The following is a 21739-nucleotide window of genomic DNA, read 5'->3' as shown; positions in this document are numbered from 1 at the left end:
CGCCAGTTGCAGTTGATAACGACTCTCAGTCGTGTTCAGCGCTCAATGACGTAACCTACGGCGATTTTTTCAATCGCCGCATGAAATTTCTTATCTCCTAGGATTTACCGACAGCCACAACGGGCCCCAGCCACCGACTTCGCCACCGAATGGCCGGACCATGGCCTGCAGCGCGCGGCGTGGGTCGCGCAGGTCGTAGATACCGGTGGCGCGCTTGCCGGCGAAGGCCTTTTCGTCCACCAGCAGCACGCCCGGGTAATTGCGCCGCAGTTGCGCCAGCAGGTCGGGCAGGGGCGTGTCGTTGGCCAGCAACTGGCCTTGGCGCCAGGCGCCGATCTGTTCGGCGGGAACCTTCTCCTGGCGCGCCTGCCCACCCGGAAGCTCGACCCGCAGCCGGTCACCGGGGCCCAACTGGCGCGGCGGCAGGTCCAGCGGCGGCTGGACGCGTACCGAGCCGCGCGCCACCGCCACTTCCCAGGCTTTGCCCTCGGCGCGGACGTCGAAGGCGGTGCCGGTCACCGTCACCTCGCCATCGCCGGCCTCGACGCTGAAGGGCCGCGCGGCATCGTGGGCGACGTCGAAGAAGGCCTCTCCCTGCACCAGACGGACCTGCCGCCGGTCGCCGCTGAACGCCAGTTCCAGGCGGCTGCCGGCGGCCAGGGAGACCTGGCTGCCGTCGGGCAGGCGCAGTTCGCGGTTGGCGCGGGCGCTGAAGCGGTCGGGATCGTCCGGCTGCAGGGCCCAGGCGAGCACGCCCAGCAGCAGCGAGGCGGCCAGCGCCAATGGCCAGCGCCTACGCTGTCGAGGCCGTGGAGCCGCAGGCGCGGCCTCGGGCGCTGGCCTCGGCGTCTGCGCGCTTCCGGCAGGCATGCCGCTGAGCTGCCAGGCCCGCCCGACCTGGCGCAGCGCCTGGGCGTGGCGCGGGTCGGCCTCGGCCCAGGCGCGGCAGGCCCGGCGCAGTTCCATCGAATCCGGCGCGTCGCGCAGGCGCATCAGCCAGTCCATGGCCTGCTGCCAGACCGGATCGTCGTCCAGGGGTGTGTCTCGCTCGTCGGTCTCGCTCACGCGGTCCTGCTCATCCATGGGGGCGGAGGGGGACATTGTCGGGCGCTTGCGCCCGCGGCGCCAGGCTTCATTGTCCATCGTCGGTCAGGCTCCGCGCGCAGTGGCCAAGGGCCTGGCGCACCAGGTTGTGGACCATCCCCACGGAAAGCTCCAACTGGTCGGCGATGGCCTGCAGGGTCAGCCCCTCCAGGCGGTACAGCTCGAAGACGCGCCGCGTGCGCTCGGGCAGTTCGTCGAGCGCGCGGTGCACGCGCTGCAGCTCCTCGCGCTGCAGGGCGATCTGCTCCGGCGAGGGACGCGGGTCGCTGAGGAAGTCGAAGAAATCGTCGTCCGCCGCCTGCCGTTCCCCATGCAGCGGACGACGCACGAAGTCCAGCGCCAGGTTGCGCACGATGCGGTACAGGTAGGCGCTGGGCTGATGCAGTTGGGCGACGCTCAGTTCGGCGCTGGCGAAGCGCAGCCAGGCTTCCTGGACGACGTCTTCGGCGTGTGCCCTGCAACCGACGATGGGCGTGGCGTAGGTGACCAGCGCGGTACGGTGGGTAAGGAACAACTGCAGCTTGTGTTGGCCTGGGTCTGTCACGGTGCCGGGGAGTCTGAGGTCGCGGGGGAGGAGGCTTAATCGAACATGGGAATCATTATCATCTCAGTAAACGGCGGCAAGCGCCAGATAGGCCGGGGCGCGATCGGCAGGCCGGCACCTGGCCTCGGCTAAAGATTCTCGGGAACGAGCAGGCCCTTCCTGCGGTAGTGCTCGATGTCGATGCCGAAGGCGCCGCTGGGGTGGACCAGGTAGAGGTAATAGGGTTTTCCCTGGTCGTCCTTCGGGTTCGTGGCCAGGTCGATGACCCGTTCCCGGCAGGGCTGCTTGTCGGCGTCCAGCACTCTCAGCAGCTTGGGTTTGAGCTTGTTGCCGGGCGGGCAGCCGATGATGATGCCGACTTCGCCATTGCTCAGCTCGGCGATCTCGCCCGGCGGATAGATGCCGATGAGCTTGACGAAGTGCGCGACCATCTCCTCGTCGAAGTGCGTGCCGGCTGCATCAAATATTATCCGCAGCGCTTCCAGGCTGGAGCGCCCCTTGCTGTAGACCCTGTCGCTGGTGATGGCGTCATAGGCGTCGACTATCGCTACCAGCTTCGCCACTTGTGGGATTTTGTCGTGCCGCAGGCCCCGGGGATAGCCGCTGCCGTCCAGGCGTTCATGGTGGCAGTAGGCGGCATCGACGGCCGCCGGCGGGACGTCGCTGGTGCTCATGAGCAGCTTGCGGCCGCTGTCGGCGTGGGTCTGCATGATCAGGTATTCGTCCGCCGACAGCCTGCCGTTCTTGGTCAGTATCGGTAGCGGAACCTTGATCTTCCCGAGGTCGTGGAGCATGCCGCACATGCCGATATCGACCAGTTCCCGTGGCAGCATGTCGAGCCTGCGGCCCAGGGAAATCGCATAGATGGCCGTTCTCAGCGAGTGCTCGGCGGTGTAGTCGTCCTTGTTCCTGATCTGGGTGAGCCAGAGCATTGCCGCGGGGTTGCGCAGAATACTGTCGACGCACTTCTCGATGGTGCGCTTGACCCCGGGGATGTCCAGGGCCTGGCCGAGACGCACCGCGTCCAGCAGGCCCCGGGAAACCTCCAGCGCTTCGCCCCAGGTCTGCTGCGCCTGCTCTATCTCCTGCCGGAAATCCACCTTGCCAATGAGTGGCACAAGCTCCGCGTGGGTATCCCCGGGGACGCCGTCGGGCAGGGACCGGGCCTCGACCCAGGCATGCTTGGCTACCTGCCTGATCCGCTCCAGTTCCTTGAGGGTCCTGATCTGGAAGCCACGGAACAGAAACGGGGTGTTCTCCCAGGACTCGTCGAGTTCCAGCACATACATCCCGACGGTCAATTCGCAAACATCGATCCTTACCCTGTCTTTGCCACGCAATCGTTGTTTTCTCTGTGCAGTTTTCTTTACGAATAATGTCAATATGACATCATTTTTATCGGTTTCATTGATCTGCATCAGTGGAATGGTTTTCTTGTTTTCTGTTTATGCGGGGCGCTTCAAGGATTTTTTCTGACTCTTGCGGCAGGGGTAGAGGCCGGTGTTCGATAAAGCTGCATGTCGGTTTGCTTCCAGAAACGTCGACATCTAGATGGATGCAGCAACCTCTACGATCAGGCTGCGCAGCCAGGTCAGCCCAGGGTCGTGCTGCTGGTACTTGTTCCACTGCATGGCGATGGTCAGGCGTGGGGCGGTCCAGGGCAACGGCAGGATCTTGAGGGGCAGGTAGGTGACCCAGCGCTCCGCCAGCAGGCGGTGCATCGTGGCCAGCCGTTCGGTGCCTATCAGGTAGGACGGCACGCTGTTGAAGGTGTTCGTGATCACGTCGAAGCGGCGCTCGATGTCGAACTTGTGCAGGAACCACTCGTCCACGGTGGGAACCCGCTTTTCGCCCCAGCGCACCAGCACGTGCTTCATCTGCTTGTACTGCTCGAAGCTCAGGGTCGCCTCGGTCAGCGGGTTGTCGCGGCACATCACGCAGACGAATTCATCCTGGAACAGGGCTTGCGACGGGTGTTCGGTGGTGATCTGCAGGTCCGGCAGGAGCAGCAGGTCGATCTCGCCACGCTCGATCTGTTCGGTGGGCGCGTTGTGCGGCGGGAACATCTCTATCGAGCACAGGGGCGCGGAGTGGTTGATCCGCCGGCTCACCTCCGGCATCAGCACGGTACCGACGTAGTCGGAGACGATGAGGCTGAATTTCCGGCTGGATTCCGCAGGTTTGAACAATGCGCGGTTTTCCAGGGTGGCACGCATCTGGATCAGCAACTCGCGGATCGGCAGCGCCAGGCCGTCACCCACCGGCGTGCGCACCATCCGGCGCCCGATCTGCACCAGCAGGTCGTCCTGGAAGTAGTCGCGCAGGCGGGCGAGGGCGGCGCTGGTGGCCGGCTGGCTGAGGTGCAGGCGCTCGCCCGCACGGGTGATGTTCTGTTCGGTGAGCAGGACGTCGAGGACGACCAGCAGGTTGAGGTCCAGACCGTAGAAACGCATCGGATTCGCTCTTGTCGGCACGTCGGATGCCTGCCGATGGCGGGCGCCGAGATGATTGTTGTTGTTTTACCCGGCTGGGGAGCGGGGCTTTTTACAATCCATCGCAGTTATGGTTTGTATGTCAATTAAAAATTTCCCGAATGGTTCAGGGTTGCGTAATTTCGTCACTGCCCCGTCGCAGAACCGACAGGGGAAGACGCCAGGCCGATTGCCGCGGCGTACAGAACAAGAACGAAAACCGGAGATGACCATGCGCTGCCACGCCTCAGGTACGTCCGGGCAGGACCTTGCCCCTTGCGCTTCGCTGCCGGCCAGTTCTGGCCCGGCATTCACCGACTCCTTCCTGAATCCGCCCGGGCCTCCCGAATGCGCGCGACCGCGCCGGGACGCCGCCTGGGCATGACCCCCGCGTACCCGTCGATCTGACGCCTCGTCCGGGCGCAGCGCGGGCACAGGTTCCATTACCCGACTCACCTGGTGCCGGCCGAAAGGCCCGGCGAGGTCCGGCTGCGCCGTCGATGGCGGCTGCACGGCCGGCGCCAGCAGTCCAGCACGGAGGTATCGCATGATGGGTGGACACAATCCTCTCAAGGGATGGCAAGTGGAGCGGCAAGCCATCCAGTTCATCGGGCATGACTTGCAACGTCCGGAGTGCATAGTCGCGCAGCCCGACGGCACGCTCTGGGCCGCCGATGCCCGCGGAGGCGTGATGCGCATCGGCGCCGACGGCAGCCAGGCGCTGCTGGCGCCGCAGCAGGCGGCGGTTGCCGAGGTGTCCTTCGAGCAGCGCTACGTGCAGTCCCAGGGCGCCTCGCTGCCCAACGGCCTGGCGCTGACCGCCGAGGGCGACTTCATCATCTGCAACTGGGGCCTGGATCGCATCGAGCGCCTGGACCGCCAGGGCCACCTGCAGGTACTGCACGACCACCTGCACGGTCGCCCGCTGGGCAAGACCAACTTCCCCCTGCTCGATTCCAGGGGGCGCATCTGGTTCACCGTGACCACGACCATGCAGCCATGGACCGACTCGATCAATTCCGGTGTGCTCGATGGCTACATCGGGGTGATCGACGAGAAGGGCATCCGCATCGTCGCCGAGGGTTTCGGCGGCACCAACGAGATTCGTTTCGACGACAACGAGCAATGGCTCTACGTGGTCGAGAGCAACGTGCGGCGCATCTCGCGCTTGCGCCTGCGTCCCGACGGCTCCCTGGGCGAGCGGGAAATCTATGGGCCCAGCGAACTGGAGGGCTTCCCCGACGGCTTCGCCTTCGACAGCTACGGCAACCTCTGGGTGACGCTGGTGATGAGCGACAAGCTGATCGCCATCACGCCCGACGGCGAGGTGCTGACGCTGCTCGACGACGGCGATCCGCAGGCCACCGCGCGGCTCAACCGGCACTACGCCGACAAGACCCTGACCCCCGAGATCATGGCCGCGGCCCGCGGCACCCTCGCGCCCTGGATGGCCAGCCTGACCTTTGGCGGTTCCGACCTGAAGACGGTTTACCTGGGCAGCCTGCAAGGCACCCGCATCCCCTGGTTCCGCGCCCCGGTGGCCGGCCAGGCGCTGATTCACTGGCGCTAGGCGCAGCCCCGGGGCGCCGAGCGCCGACATTGTCCCAAAACAAGAATAAGGATCAGACGATGAAACCCATGCGACACACGAAGTACCAGTCCCGGTTGTGCCCGGGCGTGCGCGGCCAGACCCTGGCCCTGGCGGTGATCGCCGCCTTCGGCAGCGCCTCCAGCGAAGCCTTCATGCTCGACACCGAGAACCCGGACCTGAAGGTGCTCTGGGATACCACGGCCAAGTACTCCACTGCGTTCCGCGTCAAGGGCCAGGACTCGCGCCTGACTCGCGAGCCCCAGGCGAACTGGCCCAACACCGACGACGGCGACCGCAACTTCGACAAGGGGCTGATCTCCAATCGCCTGGACGTGCTCACCGAATTCGACCTGACCTACCAGCAGCGCTACGGCTTCCGCGTGAGCGGCGCCGGCTGGTACGACACCGAGTACCACGGCCATAACGACAACGACTCGCCGGCCACCGCCAACGCCATCTCGGTGGACCATGACGAGTTCACCTCCGGCACGCGCAAGTTGCACGGCGGCAACGCGGAGGTGCTAGACGCCTTCGTGTTCGGCCGTTTCGACCTGGGCTCCATGCCGCTGACCGGCCGCCTCGGACGGCATACCACCTTGTGGGGCGAAAGCCTGTTCTTCGGCGGCAACGGCATCGCCAACGCCCAGGCGCCGATCGATGTGGTGAAGGCGCAGTCGGTACCCAACACGCAGTTCAAGGAACTGATGCGCCCGGTCAACCAGCTGTCCGGCCAGTTGCAGCTCACCCCGGACGTCGCCATTGGCGCCTATTACCAGCTGGAGTGGGAGAAGAGTCTGTTGCCGGGCGCCGGCAGCTATTTCTCCGGTGTCGACTTCCTCAGCAACGGTGCGGAACGAATGCTGCTGGCCAGCGACGGCAGCAGCTACTTCCGCCGCATCAGCGATATCAAGGCCAAGGACTCGGGGCAGGGCGGCGTGCAACTGCGCTTCCGTGTCGGCGAGGTGGACTATGGCCTGTACGCGGTGCGCTACAACGAGAAGACCCCGCAGATCTACATCCTGCCGGGCGTCGGCGCCGGCGCTACCGACTCGGGCTACCGCGCCGGCAGCTATCGCTGGGTCTACCCGGAAGACGTCCGCTCCTTCGGCGCCAGCGCTTCGCGTACCTTCGGCGAGGTGAACGTCGCCGGGGAGATTTCCATCCGCCGCAACACCCCGCTCAGCAGCGATGCCCAGGTGGATTCCACCGGTACCGCCGATGGCGACGGCAATGTCCTCTACGCGGTGGGCAACTCGGTGCACGCACAGGTCAACTGGATGGCCAGCCTGGGGCCCAACTTCATCTCCAACGAGGCCGACCTGCTGGGCGAGATCGCCTGGAACCGCCTGAGCAGCGTGACCAAGAACCGCAGCGCGCTGAACCCCAATGCCGACCGCGACGCCACCAACATCCGCATGGTCTACGAGCCGAAATACCGCCAGGTCTACCCGGGCCTCGACCTTTCGGTGCCGATGGGGGTGGGCTACGGCCTGGACGGCAACTCGGCGGTGGTGGGCTCGTTCCTCGGCGAGCATGTCGGCGACCTCAACGTGGGGCTGAACGCCACCTACCTGGACGTCTGGCGCTTCGGTGTTTCCTACACCCACTACTTCGGCCCCGTGGACAACGCCATCGATGCCGATGGCCACGGTTCCTACAAGCAAAACCTGGCGGACCGCGATTTCGTCGCGGTGACCCTGCGTCGCACCTTCTGATCCTGCTGGAGAACTGACATGAACGCCCACTCCCTGCCGCTGCGCACGGCCATCCTAGGCGCACTGCTGACCTTCGGTTCCCTGGCGCTGGCCGCCGTCTCGCCCCAGGAGGCCGAGCGCCTGAACAAGGACCTGACTCCCCTGGGAGGAGAGAAGGCCGGCAATGCCGACGGCAGCATCCCGGCCTGGACCGGCGGCTACACCCAGCCGATTCCCGGTTTCGTCAACGGCGGCCGCCGCCCCGATCCCTTCGCCAGCGAGAAACCGCTGCTGAGCATCAATGCGGGCAACATGAGCCAGTACGCCGACAAGCTCTCCGAAGGCGTCAAGGCGATGATGCAGAAGTACCCGGACAGCTTCCGCATCGACGTCTACCCGAGCCACCGCACCGCCGCGGCCCCTCAGTGGGTGTATGACAACACCCTGAAGAACGCCTCCAGCGCCAGGCTCGACAACGGCAAGCTGGAAGGTGCCTATGGCGGCATTCCTTTCCCGATCCCGCAAAGTGCCGAGGAGATCATGTGGAACCACTTGCTGCGCTGGCGTGGTTCGTCCTGGCACGTCGACGTGCGCGGCGTGCAGACCACCGCCAACGGCAACCACGTGCCCAGCGTGCTGGCCTCGGGGTCGTTCGAGATGCCGTACTACCTCAAGGAAGGCTCGCCGGAACAGCTGAAGAGCCGCTACGGCAACAACTACTGGATGATCCGCATGCTCAACTACGGACCGCCGATCCGTGCCGGCGAGGCCATCACCGGGCACGAGAACCTTGATCCGGACAGCACCCAGTCGTGGGTCTACCTGACCGGCCAGCGCCGCGTGCGCAAGCTGCCCAACGCCTGCTGCGACACACCGACGCCGGCCAGCGCGGGCATCTCCATGTTCGACCAGACCGACGTCTTCACCGGCCGCCTGGACCGCTTCAACTGGAAGATCGTCGGCAAGAAGGAGATGTACATCCCCTACAACACCAACCGCCTGTTGCAGCGCACTTCCAAGGAAGTGCTGCTGGACCACCACATCAACCCGCAGGACATGCGCTTCGAACTGCACCGCGTCTGGGTGGTCGAGGCCACGGTCGCCCCCGGCAAGCGCCACCTGGCGCCCAAGCGGCGCTACTACGTCGACGAGGACACCTGGATCGCCGTGCTGGCCGACCACTGGGACGCCAATGGCCAGCTCTGGCAGATGGGCTTCGCCGATCCGATAGTGATGCCCGATATTCCCGCCACCGCGTCGCCGCAGAGCTTCGGGTTCTACGACCTGATCTCCGGCAGCTGGTACTTCGACGGCATGCTCAACGACTCCAAGGAGCAGTACAAGATCGTGCCGACCTATCCGGAAACCACCTTCACCCCGGAAGCGATGGCCGGCGAAGGGGTTCGTTGAGTACCTGAGGTCCCGCCCCCGCGAGGGGGCCGGGAACGGTCGCCAGCGGCCGTTCCCTCCCGATTCAGCAAGGAGTTGAAGATGAGCAATACCCCCTACGACATCGTCGCCATGGGCGCCGGGCACAACGGCCTGGTGGCTGCGGCCTACCTGGCCAAGGCGGGCAAGAAGGTCCTGGTGCTGGAGCGCAAGGGCTATCCCGGCGGCGGCGTCACCACGCGCCAGCTCAATACCCCCGGCTATTGGCACGACGAGCATTCCAGCGTGCACATCATGATCCAGGGCAACCCGATGCTGCGCCAGGATGAACTGGGCCTGCTCAGCCAGCACGGGCTGAAGTACCACTACTCGCCGGTGCCGCACGCCACCATCTTCCCGGACCAGTCGGCGCTGTTCACCTACAGGGACGTCGACAAGACCTGCGAATGCTTCGCCAAGGTCTCGCCGAAGGATGCCGAGACCTATCGCAACTTCGTGAAGCTCAGCCAGAACATCCTGCAGATGTTCATGCCCGGCCTGTACGCGCCGCCGCCGCCGCTGGGCGAACTGGTGGCGATGCTCGACCGCAGCGATGAAGGCCGCTTGATGCTGGACTACATGAATCGCGACTGCCTGGACCTGGTCAACCAGCTCTACGAGAGCGACAAGATCAAGATCCACCTGCTGCGCCTGGTCAGCGAGAACCTGCAGGCGCCCAACGAACTGGGCACCGGCATGGGCGTGCTGCTGATGCCCGGGATCATCCACACCTACGGCGTTTCACAACCCATCGGCGGCAGCGGCAAGCTGACCGAGTCGCTGGTGCGCTGCATCGAGTCCCACGGCGGCGAGGTGCGCTGCAACGCCGAGGTGGCGCAGATCCTCACCAGCGGCGGCCGCGCCAGCGGCGTGCGCCTGAGCAGCGGCGAGACCATCCAGGCCCGTGACGCGGTGATCGGCGCCATCCACCCCCACGTCGTGCGCAAGTTCGTCGAGGGTGTGCCCGAGCCGGTGCTGGCGCGGGCGGAACGCGCGACCCTGGCGCCGTTCTCGATCATGGTCAGCCACTACGACCTGAAGGAGAACTGCAAGTACCACGCGGGCGAGGAGGTGGGGTACGCCACCATGCTGGAGTTCATGGCCACCGACTCGCTGGACGAGATGCTGGCCGATTTCGACGAACTCAAGCGCGGCTACATCAGCCAGCGCCGCCTGTGCGCCGGCGGTGATGAAAGCATCGGCGACAAGACCCGCGTCCCCGCCGGGGCCGGCATGTTCCATGGCATCACCTTCGCGCCCTACAAGGTCAACGACCCGCGCTGGAAGGACCGCCACTGGGACGACTTCAAGGAAGAGATCGGCGACCTGTCGCTGGAGCACTACCGCAAGTTCGTGAGCAACCTGACCGGCGACAACATCATCGCCCGCAGCATCGTCAGCCCGGTCGACCTGGAGCGCTCCAGCCCCAACAGCATGATGCGCGGCGACCTGCATGGCGTGGCGCCTTACTTCTATCAGAGCGCCGGCCACCGTCCGACGCCGGACCTCGGCCAGTTCACCGTGCCCGGCGTGGAGCGGCTGTACCTCGCCGGTCCGTTCCAGCATCCCGGCGGCGGTGTCTACGGCGCCGGCCGGGCCACCGCGATCAAGATGTTCGAGCAACTGGGCATGGACTTCGGCGCGGTCTCCTCCGGCGTGCGCGAGGACCTGCCGCCACCGGCCGGCCAGGCCGCAGCCGCCCGCGAGGGCATGGTGCTGCGCGGGCCGGCGGACGAGGAGCTGATGCACGTCGAGTCGATCTGCCGGGTCGGCGACGAGCTGGTGATCAAGGGCAAGAGCTTCGGCACCTTGCCCATGGAGGCACGGCTGGACGGCGCCGCCACGCGGGCCGGCCTGAAGATGCTGAGCCTCAAGGACATGGCGTTTCTCGCCAGCCTGCCGTTCCGCAAAGCCAAGCAGTCCTGAGCGATCCGGGACAGGAGCAAAGCACCATGAATATCGTCGGTCTTGAATACCTGGTCTTCGGCGTCGAAGACCTCCAGGGCGCCCACCAGTACCTGGTTGACTATGGCCTGCGCGTGCAGGACTACGACCCGGCGGGCGGCGGCGTCTACGTCGCCCTCGATGGCACCGGCCTCATCGTGCGGCGCAGCGATGCGCCCGGCCTGCCACCGCTGCCGCCGGGGGCGGTTTCGCCTTCACTGCGCGAGACCGTCTATGGCGTGGCCGACGAGGCCACGCTGGCGGCGATCCGCGACGAGCTCGGGCGTGACCGGGAGCTGCGCATCGACGCCGATGGCAGCCTGCACTGCCTGGACGACGGCGGCTTCGGCGTGGCTTTCATGGTCACCCGCCGGCAGCCGATCCAGGCGCGCTACCTGGGCTTCAACGTGCCGGGCCAGGCGCCGGGGCGGGCCCCCAACGACTGCGCCGCGGACCCCGATGCCCATATCGAACCGCGCTCGCTGTCGCACGTGGTGTATTTCGTCTCCGACGTGGACAAGGCCGAGGCCTTCTACCGGCGCCTGGGCTTCGTGGTCACCGACCGCTTCAACCACCTCGGCCCGTTCATGCGCCCGGCCGGCACCCTGGATCACCACACGCTGTTCATGATCCAGAGCCAGAACGAGCACATGGTCGGCTGCAACCACTTCACCTTCCACCTGGGCTCGGCCGGCGAGGTCCTGCAGCAGGGCTGGCGCTTCGTCAAGAAGGGCTATCGCAGCTTCTGGGGGCCGGGGCGGCACATCATGGGCAGCAACTACTTCTGGTACTTCAACAGCCCCTTTGGCGCCGTGATGGAAATGGACGCCGACATGGACCAGCACGACGAACTGTGGGCGGCACGGGCGATGGACCCCGGCTCGGACAACTCGCAGATCTTCCTCTTCGACGCCATCGACAAATGGGCGCCGGGTGAGTGAGGAAGCGGCCATGCCGGATGAACAACTGCTCTGCCTGCTCCGGGACATTCCCGACGGCGGCGCCCGGGGCCTGTTGCGCGAGGGGCGGGACGACCGGGTATTCGCGGTGCGCCAGGGCGAGGAGGTGTTCGTCTGGCTCAACGACTGCCCGCACAACCATCGCCCGCTGGACTACCGGCAGGACATGTTTCTCTCCGGCGATGGCCAGCACATCGTCTGCTTCGCCCATTCCGCGCACTTCGACATCCGCGCCGGACACTGCTTCGCCGGACCCTGCGTCGGCCAGCGCCTGACGCCAGTGCAGGCGCGCGTGGCGGCCGACGGCGGCGTGTGGATTCCCCGGCAACTCCCGGCCGCGCCGGCGCCGCAGCGGCGCGTGGCCAGGCATCCCTGATTTCAAGCTAAAGGTCGAACCCATGTTTCAGTACTTTCCCACCAACTATGTCTGGAGCCTCTCGACGATGATCGCCCTGACCCACGGCGGCAACATCGGGGAGGTGGATGCGATGTGCGCCCCCCTGCTGGACGTCGCCAGGGCAGGGGATGACCCCGGCACCGAGGCTTTTTTCCAGGCCTGGAAGGGCGGCGGCGACAAGCTGGTCGAACTGGCCGACGCGGACCTGGCGCGTGGGCGCAAGCGTTCCGCGGGTGACAAGCTGGGGCGCGCCGCCCTGTACTACACCATCGCCGAGCGCATGCAGGCGCACGGCTACGAGCACCGCCTGGCGCTGTACAAGCGTTCGCTCGAACTCTTCGAGCAGAGCCGCCAGCTGCGCCACGAGAACTGCCAGCGGGTCGAGATTCCCTATGGCGAGGCCTGCATCAGCGGCCTCTACGTTCGCGCCGAGGGCCTTGCCCCCGGAGCCCGAGCGCCCATCGTGGTGATCATGAACGGCCTCGACAGCACCAAGGAGATGCTGCAGAAGAGTGTCATGGGCAGCCAGTTCGCCGAGCGCGGCCTGTCGGCACTGTTCATCGACCAGCCGGGAACCGGCGAAGCCTTGCGCCTGCATGGCATGCCGGCGGTGCATGACACCGAGGTGTGGGCGAGCCGGGTGGTCGACTGGCTGGAGACACACCCCGAGGTGGACCCTCGTCGCATCGGCGCGCTCGGGGTTTCCCTGGGCGGCTACTACTGTCCGCGCGCCGTGGCCTTCGAGCCGCGCTTCGCCTGCGGCGCGGTCTGGGGCGCCAACCACGACTGGCGGGCCGTGCAACAGGCACGCCTGAAGCGCGAGGGCGAAAATCCCGTTCCGCACTACTGGAAGCACGTGCAATGGGTGTTCGGCGCCCGCGACCTCGACGACTTCTTCGCCAGGGCCGAGCACATGCACCTGGACGGGGTGCTCGAGCGCATCCGCGTGCCCTTCCTCGTCACCCACGGCGAGAATGACCGCCAGATCCCCCTGCGCTATGCCCATCTCACCTTCGAGCAACTGGTCAACAGCCCGGACAAGGAGCTGATCGTCTTCACCGACCGCGAAGGCGGCGTCGAACACAGCTCGCTGGACAACCCCGGCAATGCCGGAGCCCTGATCGCCGACTGGCTGGCGGAACGACTGGGCGGAACCACCGAATGAGCCTACAGGCACAGATGCATCCAGGAGAAAGACCATGGCACTGATTCAGCGTGCGCTCGTTGTCGGTGGGGGGATCGGCGGCATGTGCGCCGCCATCGAACTGAGCAAGCAGGGCATCGCCGTCGAGCTGGTGGAGATCAACCCGAACTGGGCGCCTGACGGTGCCGGCATCACCATCAGCGGGCCGACGCTGCGTGCCCTGCGGCAGATCGGCGTGGTCGACGAGGTGTTGCACGAAGGTGGCTCCTGGCGGGCCATCGACATCTGTGACGCCAACGGCAACGTCACCCGCACGGTGCCGATAGCCGCCATTCCAGGCGCCGAGGACCTGCCGGGGGCGGCCGGCATTCTGCGGCCGGTGCTGGCCCGCATCTTGGCCCGGGCGACCGAGCGGGCAGGAGTGCGCGTACGCCTGGGGCAGAGCTTCCGGGACATGCGCCAGGACGAGGCAGGGGTGGACGTGCTGTTCAGCGACGGCACTGGCGAACGCTACGACCTGGTGATAGGCGCCGACGGGGTCAACTCGGCAGTGCGCAAGCTCGTATTGCCTGATTTCCCCGGCCCGCGCTTCACCGGGCAGGGTTCGTGGCGTGCCGTGGTGCCGCGGCAGAGGGAGAATTCCACGGTCTACATGGGGCGTACCACCAAGGCCGGGGTGAACCCCATCAGCGACAGCGAATGCTACCTGTTCGTCCTCGACAAGCGCGAGGGCATGGACTTCATTCCGCCGGAGGAGTGGCCGGGCAAGCTGGCCGAGTTGCTGGGGGAGTTCGGTGGCCAGGTCGCCGAGATCCGCGAGGGCATCCTCGATGGCTCGCTGCGCAACCACCGTCTGCTGTACCGGCCGCTGGCCGGGCACATGATAGGGGCGCCCTGGCACAAGGGGCGCATCGTATTGCTGGGCGACACCGTGCATGCCACCACGCCGCACCTGGCGTCCGGCGCGGGCATCGCCATCGAGGGCGCCATCGTCCTGGCCGAGGAGCTGGGCCGGCGGCACTCGCTGGAAGGCGCGCTGACGGCCTACGCCGGGCGCCACTTCGACCGCGCCAGCCTGGTAGTGCGCGCCTCCGGGCGGCTGGGGCAGATCGAGCAGGAAGGCGGCTCGCTGGAAGAGCACACCCGGGTGATGATCACGGCCCAGGAGGCCCTGCGCGCACCCATCTGAGAGGCCCCGGCCGCTCCGAATGCCCGTGCCCGCCCATCCCTTGCCAGGGAGGTGGTAGGCACGGGCATTCGCTTTTGGGCGGGGAGCGTTGACTCATTTGTTCCATGGATACCTTGGATTCCGACAAACGATTTCCCGAATGAATAGGCGGGCGATAAGGTCGTTGCCATAGAGCCGGGCGGCCAAGCGGGCGCCCCGATAACAAGAACAACAACCAGGAGACTCATCGTGCAGAGTACTCACCAAGGCCGCGTCGCGGTCATCACCGGCGCCGCTGGCGCCCTGGGCCACCACTTCGCCTGCCACCTGGCCCGCCAGGGATGCCACCTGGCCATGGCCGACCTGAGCCTCCCCGAAGAAGCCGTCGCCGCGGTGCGCGAACTGGGCGCCGAAGTCTATGCCGAGGCCTTCGACCTGGCCGACGCCGAGGCCCTGCGACGCTTCGCGGGCAAGGTGCTGGAGCGCTTCGGGCGCTGCGACATCCTGGTCAACAATGCCGCCTACATGCCGCTGGTTCCTTTCGCCGAACTGACCCTGGAATGCTTCCGGCGCTTCGAGGCGGTGAACGTCGAGGCCTCGCTGCTGCTGGCCCAGTGCTTCGCCCCGGACATGGCCAGCCGTGGATACGGCCGTATCGTGCAGATCGCCTCCAGCACCGTGGGCAATCCGATGCCCAACTTCGCCGCCTACATCACCACCAAGATGGCCGGTATCGGCCTGGTCCGCGCCCTGGCCGCCGAGCTTGGCCCGCAGGGCATCACCGTCAATGCGATTTCCCCAGGGCTCACGCGCACCGCGGCGTCGGAGAAGAACCTGCCGCCGGCGCTGTTCGCCGCGGTGTGCGAACAGCAGTTGATCAAGCGCAACGGCGTGCCGGAAGACCTGTGCGGGCTGCTCGCCTTCATCACCTCGGAAGAGGCGGGTTTCATCACCGGCCAGGTGCTCAACGCCGACGGCGGCACGGTGTTCTGATCACGCCGCAGCGCCGTCACCGCCATAACAATTACAAGAGTCAGCGTCATGCAGATTGCCTTGCCCAGCGGCTCGCGCCGCCGCGTTGCCACGCGTCCATGGTGTTCATCGATCCTTGCCGTTTCCCTGGTTCTGGTCAGCGGTGCGTTCGGTGCCGGTGCGCCGGCTGCCCTGCCGCTGGCCGATGCCGATAGCCGTCCTGCGCTGCACGCGGAGTCTTTCGAACAGGCGGCCATCCTCGCCCTGCAGGACACCGGCAGGCGCCTGGTGGCGGTGGGCGAGCGCGGCCTGATCCTGCTGTCCGAGGATGGCGGCAGGCATTGGCGCCAGGCACGCGTGCCGGTCAGCGTGACCCTCACCGCCGTGCGCTTCCCCACGCCCGAGCAGGGCTGGGCCGTGGGGCATTTCGGCACCGTGCTGCACAGCGACGACGGCGGCCTGAGCTGGAGTGTCCAGCTGCGCGGCGGCCAGGCAGCCCAGCTCGTGCTGGACGAGGCCCAGGCGCGCGACGGGGCCGATAGCCAGTCCAGTGCCGTGAGCAACGCCCAGCGCCTGGTCGAGGACGGCCCGGACAAGCCCTTCCTCGACCTGCACTTCGCCGACGAGAAGCACGGCTTCGTCATCGGCGCCTACAACCTGATCCTGCGAACCGACGATGGCGGCCGCAGCTGGCAGTCGCTTTCCACCCGCCTCGACAACCCGGGCTCACGGCATCTGTATGCGATTGCCGGGGCGGGAGCCTACCTCTATATCGTCGGCGAGGAGGGCAGGGTGTTCCGCTCCGCCGACCATGGCGCCAGCTTCACCCGCCTGAACACGCCCTACCAGGGCAGCTACTTCACCGTCAGCGCCCACGGCGACAGCCTGGTGGTCGCCGGCCTGCGCGGCAATGCCTTCCGTTCCGACGACCACGGCCAGAGCTGGAGCCGGCTGGCGCTGCCACAACCGGTGTCGGTGGTGGCCAGCCAGCTGCAGCGCGATGGTAGTGTGCTGCTCCTCGACCAGGCCGGCCAGCTATGGCAGGGCGGCTCGTCCGGCACGCGCCTGGAGCCGCTGGCGCGCACGGCGCTGCCGGCACCCACGGCAATGCTCCGCAACGCCGCCGGCGAGCTGCTGGTCAGCAGCCTGCAAGGTATCGCCCAGCCGGCCATGCCGGCGCAGCACTGAAGAGCCGAGGTCGTCATGCAACAGCCCGCATCCAGCAGCTTCCCCATCGTCGCCAGCCTGGCCGATTTCGATCGGCAGTCCGGCAGCCTGGTCGAGCGCCTCCTGTTCAACCATCGCCTCGCGGTCATCGCGCTGTGCCTGCTGGCAACCCTGCTGCTGGGGTGGAAAGCCCTGGGGCTGCAGCTCAATGCCAGCTTCGAGAAGACCATCCCGGCCAACCATCCGTACATCGCCAACTACCTGCGCCACCAGGACGACCTGCGCGGGCTGGGCAACGCCATACGCATCGGCGTGGTCAGCCGTTCCGGAAGCATCTATGGCGCGGCTTACCTGGAGGCCCTGCGCAAGCTCAACGACGAGGTGTTCCTGATTCCAGGCGTGGACCGTGCCGGCATGAAGTCGCTGTGGACGCCGAACACCCGCTGGACCGGCGTGACCGAGGAGGGCATGGAAGGCGGCCCGGTGATCCCCGATGGCTACGATGGCTCGCCGGCCAGCCTGCGCCAGCTGCGCGCCAACGTCGACCGCTCCGGCGAAATCGGCCAGCTGGTGGCCGCGGACGGCAGCGCCAGCGTAATCTACGTGCCTCTGCTCAGCCGCCTGCCCGACGGCAGCAAGCTGGACTATGCGCAGTTGTCCGCACGCCTGGAGGACCTGCGCACGCATTACCAGCAGGGCGATATCGAGCTGCACATCACCGGCTTCGCCAAGATCGTCGGGGACCTCATCGACGGCCTGCGCGAGGTGCTGACCTTCTTCGCCATCGCCGTGGTCATCGTGACCGCCATGGTGTTCTGGTACACCCGCTGCGTGCGCAGTACCGCCCTGGTCGTCGCCAGCTCGCTGATCGCGGTGATCTGGCAACTGGGGCTGATCAGAACCCTGGGCTACGACCTGGACCCGTACTCGATGCTGGTGCCTTTCCTGGTCTTCGCCATCGGCATGAGCCACGGCGCGCAGAAGATGAACGGCATCATGCAGGACATCGGCCGCGGCACCCACAAGTACGTTGCCGCGCGCTTCACCTTCCGCCGCCTGTTCCTCGCCGGGCTCACCGCCTTGCTGGCCGACGCGGTGGGCTTCGCCGTGCTCCTGGTGATCGACATCCGGGTGATCCAGGAACTGGCCGTCGCCGCCAGCCTGGGCGTGGCCGTGCTGATCTTCACCAACCTGATCCTGTTGCCGATCCTGCTCTCGTTCAGCGGCGTCAGCGCCGGTGCCGCCGCGCGCAGCCTGCGCGCCGAGCAGGCCGGCGCGCGCCATCCGCTGTGGCGCCTGCTCGACCGCTTCACCCGCCGCCGGGGCGCCGTGCTGGCGCTGGCCGTCGCCGTGCTGCTGGCCGGACTGGGGGCGCTGGGCAGCCACCAGCTGAAGATCGGCGACCTCGACCCGGGGGCCCCGGAACTGCGTGACGATTCGCGCTACAACCGCGACGTGGTCTTCATGAACCAGCGTTTCGGCGCCAGCAGCGACCTCTTCGCCGTGATGGTGGAAACCGACGGCAACGGCAGCTGTGCCGGCTACGAGGTGCTCAAGCGGGTCGACGCGCTGGAGTGGCAGCTGCGCCAGCTGCCGGGCGTGGAGTCGACCAACTCGCTGGCGCGGCTGAACCGCCAGGTGCTCGTCGGCCTCAACGAAGGCAACCCGAAATGGTTCGAGCTGATCAAGAACCAGTCGATGCTCAACTTCATCACCGCCGGGGCGCCGCGCGGCCTGTACAACGACGCCTGCGACCTGCTGACCCTCTACGTGTACCTGAAGGATCACAAGGCCGACACCTTGTCGCGCGTGGTCGGCGCGGTGGAGGCTTTCGCCGCCGCCAACGACGGGGACGGCATTCACTTCAGGCTGGCCGGGGGCAGCGCCGGCATAGACGCGGCGACCAATATCGTGGTCAAGCAGGCCTGGCGGCAGATGCTGTTCCTGGTCTACGGCGCGGTGATCCTGCTGTGCTTCGTCACCTTCCGTTCCTGGCGCGCCGTGCTGGTGGCGGTCCTGCCGCTGATGCTCACCTCCCTGCTGGCCGAGGCGCTGATGGTGGCCCTGGGCATGGGCGTGAAGGTCGCCACCTTGCCGGTGATCGCCCTGGGCGTGGGGATCGGCGTGGACTACGCGCTCTACATCCTCTCGGTGACCCTGGCGCGCATGCGCGCCGGCGACAGCCTCTCGGACGCTTACTACGCGGCGCTGACCTTCACCGGCAAGGTGGTCCTGCTGACCGGCCTGACCCTGGCGGTGGGCGTCGCCACCTGGGCCTTCTCGGCCATCAAGTTCCAGGCCGACATGGGCGTGCTGCTGGCCTTCATGTTCCTCTGGAACATGCTCGGCGCCATGGTCCTGCTGCCGGCGCTGGCCTGTTTCCTCCTGCCCAGGCCCCGGCCCGCACAGGCCGAGGCCCTGCAGCCGAGCACCGCCTGATCCAACTGAACGGCGGCCGTGCCGGCCGCCCATACCCCCTCCGACTGATCGCTGGAGATCGACTATGCCGGGCATTCCCTACAAGCCCTCGGACGCTGCCGGCCCGCCGGACGTATTGGCCCCCATCCTCGAACGCCGTGGCGGCACGCTGCTCAACATCGACCGCATGCTGCTGCACAGCGTGCCCTTCACCCAAGGCTGGGGCGCGCTGCTGGGCAAGGTGCGCAACGAGCTGGGGCTGCCGGAGAAGCTGCGCGAGCTGGCGCTGTGCGCGGTGTGCGGGCTGTGCGGCGCCGAATACGAGATGCACCACCACGGCCCGCTGTTCCTCAAGGCCGGCGGCACGCCCGCGCAGTTCAACGCCCTGCGCGACCTGAAGAGCGCCATCGGCCACGAGGCGCTGTTCACCCCGCTGGAGCGGGCCGTGCTGCGCCTGGCGCTGGACATGACCCGCCAGGGCCGCGCGCCGGCGGGGCTGCTGGCGCAGCTGCGCGGCGAACTGGGCGATACCCGCCTGGTGGAGCTGGTCGGCGTGATCGCCACCTACAACATGGTCGCCCGCTTCGTCGTCACCCTCGGCGTCGAGGTGGAAAGCGTGGCGGCCAGGGCCTGATGAGCAAGCAAGCCCTCGCCCCTGGCGAGGGGCAACCGAAAACGGAGAAACCAGCAATGATCCAGTATCTGAAGAAAGGCAAACCGGCCGAGGTCAAGGCCGAGCTCAACACCCAGGTGCGCGCCACCGTCGAGCAGATCATCCGCGACATCGAGGCACGCGGCGAGGCGGCGGTGCGCGAGTACTCCGAGAAGTTCGACAAGTGGAACCCGCCATCGCTGCGCCTGAGCCAGGAAGAGATCCAGGCCTGCATCGACTCGCTGAGCCCGCAGGCGCTGGAGGACATCCGGTTCGCCCAGGCGCAGATCCGCCGCTTCGCCCAGGTGCAGCTGATGTCGCTGCGCGACGTCGAAGTGGAGACCCTGCCCGGCGTGGTGCTCGGCCACCGCAATATCCCGGTCAACTCGGTGGGCTGCTACATCCCCGGCGGCAAGTACCCGCTGCTGGCCTCGGCGCACATGAGCGTGCTGACCGCCAAGGTCGCCGGGGTCAAGCGCGTGATCGCCTGCGCGCCGCCGTTCGACGGCAAGCCCTCGGCCGAGATCATCGCCGCCATGGCCCTGGCCGGCGCCGACGAAATCTACGTGATGGGCGGCGTGCAGGGCGTTGCCGCTATGGCCCTGGGCACCGAGAGCATCGCGCCGGTGGACATGATCGTCGGCCCGGGCAACGCCTACGTCGCCGAGGCCAAGCGCCAACTCTACGGGCGCGTGGGGATCGACCTGTTCGCCGGGCCCACCGAGACCATGGTGATCTGCGACGACAGCGTGGACGCCGAACTGGTCGCCGTCGACCTGCTCGGCCAAGCCGAGCACGGACCGACTTCCCCGGCCTTCTGCCTGACCACCAGCCGCAAGATCGCCGAGGAGCTGCCGGCGGCCATCGAGAAGGTGCTCGAACGCCTGGACACCGCGGCGGTGGCCAGCGTCGCCTGGCGCGACTACGGCGAGATCATCCTCTGCGACAGCGACGAGGAAATGCTCCAGGAGTCCGAGCGCATCTGCTCCGAGCACGTGCAGGTGATGACCCGCGACACCGACTGGTTCCTCCAGCGCATGACCCGCTACGGCGCGCTGTTCCTCGGCCACCGTACCAACGTGTCGTACGGCGACAAGGTCATCGGCACCAACCACACCCTGCCGACCATGGGCGCGGGCCGCTACACCGGTGGCCTGTGGGTGGGCAAGTTCATCAAGACGCACACCTACCAGCGCGTGCTGACCGACGAGGCCTCGGTACTGATCGGCGAATACTGCTCACGCCTGTGCGCCCTCGAACACTTCGCCGGGCACAAGGAGCAGGCGGACATCCGCGTGCGCCGCCTGAAGAAGACGGCCTGAGCCATGGGCGTATCCCTGCAGGGCCGGGTGGCCGTTGTCAGCGGTGGCGCCGGCGGCATAGGCGCGGCGATCTGCCGGACGCTGGCGGCGGCCGGGGCGAACCTGGTGGTGGGCTACAACAGCTCCCGCGAGCCCGCGCTGCGTCTGGTCGAGGAACTGGCGGAAACCGGCGGCGCGCATTGCGCGTTGCCGGTCCCGGTGACCGACAGCGTGGCGCTTGCCGGGCTGGCGGCGGAAGTGGAACGGCGTTATGGCCGTTGCGACCTGCTGGTGAACTGTGCCGGCACCACGCGCTACGTCCCCCACGACGACCTCGATGGCCTCGACGACGAGCTGTTCGAGCGGATACTCGCCACCAATGTGCGCGGCCCCTTCGCCACGTTGCGGGCACTGCGTCCTCTGCTGCAGCGCAGCGACGCCGCGCTGGTGGTGAACATCTCCTCCATCGCCGCGGTGAGCGCCATGGGCAGCAATGTCGCCTACTGCGCGTCCAAGGCGGCGCTGGACAACATGACCCGCTCGCTGGCCCGCGCGCTGGCGCCGGCGATCCGCGTGGTGTCGGTGTCGCCGGGGCTGGCCGACACCGAGTTCGTCCAGCGCATGGACCGCGCCTGGCGCGACGAGCAGGCCGAGCGCACGCCGCTGCGGCGCCTGGCCGAACCACGGGAGGTGGCCGATGCCGTGCTGGCTGCGGCCACCCATCTGACCTTCACCACCGGCGCCGTCATCCCTGTGGATGGCGGTCGCCCCCTGAGCTGAGCGAC

General features: G+C 67.1%; 18 protein-coding genes. 14 read left to right on the top strand and 4 right to left on the bottom strand.

The annotated features are described in order from the left end of the window. Nucleotides 1-90: 90 nt before the first annotated feature. From BM060_RS14110 to BM060_RS14095, 4 genes are all read right to left on the bottom strand, one after another. Nucleotides 91-1101: a FecR family protein gene (locus tag BM060_RS14110; RefSeq protein WP_159458816.1), complete on the bottom strand. Its 1011-nt coding sequence runs from the start codon at nucleotides 1099-1101 to the stop codon at nucleotides 91-93. Nucleotides 1102-1132: 31 nt separating this feature from the next. Next, nucleotides 1133-1618, bottom strand: coding sequence for a sigma-70 family RNA polymerase sigma factor (locus tag BM060_RS14105; protein ID WP_236695232.1), 486 nt, complete (start codon nucleotides 1616-1618; stop codon nucleotides 1133-1135). A 158-nt stretch (nucleotides 1619-1776) separates the two neighbouring features. Then, nucleotides 1777-3066, bottom strand: coding sequence for an HD-GYP domain-containing protein (locus BM060_RS14100; protein ID WP_074980649.1), 1290 nt, complete (start codon nucleotides 3064-3066; stop codon nucleotides 1777-1779). A gap of 129 nt (nucleotides 3067-3195) precedes the next feature. Next, the gene (locus BM060_RS14095) at nucleotides 3196-4101 is read right to left on the bottom strand and encodes a LysR family transcriptional regulator (RefSeq protein ID WP_074980648.1); all 906 of its coding nucleotides are present in this window, start codon (nucleotides 4099-4101) and stop codon (nucleotides 3196-3198) included. Nucleotides 4102-4702: 601 nt separating this feature from the next. On the opposite strand from BM060_RS14095, the gene BM060_RS14090 reads away from it, so the two are divergent. The 14 genes from BM060_RS14090 to BM060_RS14025 all read left to right on the top strand — a co-directional run bounded on the left by BM060_RS14090 (nucleotide 4703) and on the right by BM060_RS14025 (nucleotide 21734). Next, nucleotides 4703-5689 (top strand): SMP-30/gluconolactonase/LRE family protein, encoded by a 987-nt coding sequence (locus tag BM060_RS14090; protein ID WP_245323039.1) that lies wholly within the window; start codon nucleotides 4703-4705, stop codon nucleotides 5687-5689. A 59-nt stretch (nucleotides 5690-5748) separates the two neighbouring features. Continuing rightward, a complete protein-coding gene (locus BM060_RS14085; protein ID WP_245323040.1) occupies nucleotides 5749-7425 on the top strand; it encodes a DUF1302 domain-containing protein in 1677 nt (558 codons plus the stop codon). Nucleotides 7426-7443: 18 nt separating this feature from the next. Then, a complete protein-coding gene (locus BM060_RS14080; RefSeq protein ID WP_074980646.1) occupies nucleotides 7444-8814 on the top strand; it encodes a DUF1329 domain-containing protein in 1371 nt (456 codons plus the stop codon). Nucleotides 8815-8895: 81 nt separating this feature from the next. Further along, complete coding sequence (locus tag BM060_RS14075) at nucleotides 8896-10758, top strand: phytoene desaturase family protein (protein WP_074980645.1); 1863 nt, start codon at nucleotides 8896-8898, stop codon at nucleotides 10756-10758. 26 nt (nucleotides 10759-10784) lie between these two features. Next, on the top strand, nucleotides 10785-11717 hold the full coding sequence (locus tag BM060_RS14070) for a VOC family protein (RefSeq protein ID WP_074980644.1): 933 nt from the start codon (nucleotides 10785-10787) through the stop codon (nucleotides 11715-11717). 10 nt (nucleotides 11718-11727) lie between these two features. Continuing rightward, nucleotides 11728-12111, top strand: a complete 384-nt coding sequence (locus BM060_RS14065) for a Rieske (2Fe-2S) protein (protein WP_074980643.1) — start codon at nucleotides 11728-11730, stop codon at nucleotides 12109-12111. Between the two features lie 22 nt (nucleotides 12112-12133). Continuing rightward, complete coding sequence (locus BM060_RS14060) at nucleotides 12134-13297, top strand: alpha/beta hydrolase family protein (RefSeq protein ID WP_074980642.1); 1164 nt, start codon at nucleotides 12134-12136, stop codon at nucleotides 13295-13297. Between the two features lie 34 nt (nucleotides 13298-13331). Beyond that, entirely contained in the window at nucleotides 13332-14465 is a 1134-nt protein-coding gene (locus tag BM060_RS14055; RefSeq protein WP_074980641.1) for an FAD-dependent oxidoreductase, read from the top strand. Nucleotides 14466-14693: 228 nt separating this feature from the next. Then, on the top strand, nucleotides 14694-15437 hold the full coding sequence (locus BM060_RS14050; protein ID WP_074980640.1) for an SDR family NAD(P)-dependent oxidoreductase: 744 nt from the start codon (nucleotides 14694-14696) through the stop codon (nucleotides 15435-15437). Between the two features lie 48 nt (nucleotides 15438-15485). Continuing rightward, nucleotides 15486-16604, top strand: a complete 1119-nt coding sequence (locus BM060_RS14045; RefSeq protein WP_074980639.1) for a WD40/YVTN/BNR-like repeat-containing protein — start codon at nucleotides 15486-15488, stop codon at nucleotides 16602-16604. A gap of 15 nt (nucleotides 16605-16619) precedes the next feature. Continuing rightward, nucleotides 16620-19022 (top strand): efflux RND transporter permease subunit, encoded by a 2403-nt coding sequence (locus tag BM060_RS14040; protein WP_074980638.1) that lies wholly within the window; start codon nucleotides 16620-16622, stop codon nucleotides 19020-19022. A gap of 64 nt (nucleotides 19023-19086) precedes the next feature. Further along, nucleotides 19087-19635, top strand: coding sequence for a carboxymuconolactone decarboxylase family protein (locus tag BM060_RS14035; protein WP_074980637.1), 549 nt, complete (start codon nucleotides 19087-19089; stop codon nucleotides 19633-19635). 56 nt (nucleotides 19636-19691) lie between these two features. Further along, complete coding sequence (hisD, locus tag BM060_RS14030; protein ID WP_074980636.1) at nucleotides 19692-20975, top strand: histidinol dehydrogenase; 1284 nt, start codon at nucleotides 19692-19694, stop codon at nucleotides 20973-20975. A gap of 3 nt (nucleotides 20976-20978) precedes the next feature. Continuing rightward, entirely contained in the window at nucleotides 20979-21734 is a 756-nt protein-coding gene (locus BM060_RS14025; protein WP_074980635.1) for an SDR family NAD(P)-dependent oxidoreductase, read from the top strand. Nucleotides 21735-21739: the final 5 nt, after the last annotated feature.

Origin of the sequence: Pseudomonas citronellolis (genome assembly GCF_900112375.1) — a bacterium.
Taxonomy (GTDB): domain Bacteria; phylum Pseudomonadota; class Gammaproteobacteria; order Pseudomonadales; family Pseudomonadaceae; genus Pseudomonas; species Pseudomonas citronellolis.
This window is presented reverse-complemented; position numbering and strand designations above follow the sequence as displayed.

What these genes read in the sequence shown, in the direction of transcription:
- BM060_RS14070 (WP_074980644.1), top strand. Translation starts at nt 10,785, where the DNA reads ATGAATATCGTCGGTCTTGAATACCTGGTCTTCGGCGTCGAAGACCTC.
- BM060_RS14045 (WP_074980639.1), top strand. Translation starts at nt 15,486, where the DNA reads ATGCAGATTGCCTTGCCCAGCGGCTCGCGCCGCCGCGTTGCCACGCGT.
- BM060_RS14035 (WP_074980637.1), top strand. Translation starts at nt 19,087, where the DNA reads ATGCCGGGCATTCCCTACAAGCCCTCGGACGCTGCCGGCCCGCCGGAC.
- BM060_RS14080 (WP_074980646.1), top strand. Translation starts at nt 7,444, where the DNA reads ATGAACGCCCACTCCCTGCCGCTGCGCACGGCCATCCTAGGCGCACTG.
- hisD (WP_074980636.1), top strand. Translation starts at nt 19,692, where the DNA reads ATGATCCAGTATCTGAAGAAAGGCAAACCGGCCGAGGTCAAGGCCGAG.
- BM060_RS14075 (WP_074980645.1), top strand. Translation starts at nt 8,896, where the DNA reads ATGAGCAATACCCCCTACGACATCGTCGCCATGGGCGCCGGGCACAAC.
- BM060_RS14095 (WP_074980648.1), bottom strand. Translation starts at nt 4,101, where the DNA reads ATGCGTTTCTACGGTCTGGACCTCAACCTGCTGGTCGTCCTCGACGTC.
- BM060_RS14085 (WP_245323040.1), top strand. Translation starts at nt 5,749, where the DNA reads ATGAAACCCATGCGACACACGAAGTACCAGTCCCGGTTGTGCCCGGGC.
- BM060_RS14055 (WP_074980641.1), top strand. Translation starts at nt 13,332, where the DNA reads ATGGCACTGATTCAGCGTGCGCTCGTTGTCGGTGGGGGGATCGGCGGC.
- BM060_RS14025 (WP_074980635.1), top strand. Translation starts at nt 20,979, where the DNA reads ATGGGCGTATCCCTGCAGGGCCGGGTGGCCGTTGTCAGCGGTGGCGCC.
- BM060_RS14040 (WP_074980638.1), top strand. Translation starts at nt 16,620, where the DNA reads ATGCAACAGCCCGCATCCAGCAGCTTCCCCATCGTCGCCAGCCTGGCC.
- BM060_RS14065 (WP_074980643.1), top strand. Translation starts at nt 11,728, where the DNA reads ATGCCGGATGAACAACTGCTCTGCCTGCTCCGGGACATTCCCGACGGC.
- BM060_RS14100 (WP_074980649.1), bottom strand. Translation starts at nt 3,066, where the DNA reads ATGCAGATCAATGAAACCGATAAAAATGATGTCATATTGACATTATTC.
- BM060_RS14110 (WP_159458816.1), bottom strand. Translation starts at nt 1,101, where the DNA reads ATGTCCCCCTCCGCCCCCATGGATGAGCAGGACCGCGTGAGCGAGACC.
- BM060_RS14060 (WP_074980642.1), top strand. Translation starts at nt 12,134, where the DNA reads ATGTTTCAGTACTTTCCCACCAACTATGTCTGGAGCCTCTCGACGATG.